The sequence below is a fragment of the Streptococcus sp. GMD4S genome (genome assembly GCF_000296955.1).
The window spans coordinates 1-597 of sequence record NZ_AJRE01000393.1 but is presented as its reverse complement, the minus strand read 5'-3'; the positions used below and the strand labels follow the sequence as shown (position 1 = coordinate 597).

At 44.9% G+C, this 597-nt stretch carries 1 protein-coding gene; it reads right to left on the bottom strand.

All coding sequences use genetic code 11. The features are described from left to right. Window positions 1-597, bottom strand: a 597-nt coding sequence (locus GMD4S_RS10100) for a DnaB-like helicase C-terminal domain-containing protein (protein ID WP_000317176.1), incomplete at both ends; no start/stop codon positions are given.

The window sequence follows — 597 nt, the reverse complement described above, 5'->3', positions numbered from 1 at the left end:
CAGTCAATTGACCAGTACGGATAGAATGAGACTCCACCAAACCTTCTGCTGCCAGCATACGGTCTACTAGGCTTTCTGCACCCATTTCTAGCGAAAAGATAGCAACCGTCTTGTCCAACTTAGTCCCGATGTTCTGAGCAATGTTCAAGGCAAAGGCCGTCTTACCAACCGCTGGTCGCGCCGCTAGGATAATTAACTCCTCCTCATGAAGACCTGTCGTCATATGGTCCAAATCACGGTAGCCCGTTGCAATACCTGTGATATCCGTTGTTTGTTGTGACCGAACTTCTAGGTTCCCAAAGTTGATATTTAGAATATCACGGATGTTCTTGAACCCACTACGATTGGCATTTTCGCTAACATCAATGAGCCCCTTTTCAGCCTGAGCAATGATTTCATCTGCAGGCTTAGAAGCCTCATAAGCTTGGTTGACAGACTCTGTCAACTTGGAAATCAAGCGACGTAGCATAGCCTTTTCAGCTACGATTTTAGCATAATATTCTGCATTAGCTGAAGTTGGTACAGAGTTGACAATTTCAACAAGGTAAGACAAGCCACCAATATTTTGGAGATCCCCTTGACTATCCAAAATCGTCC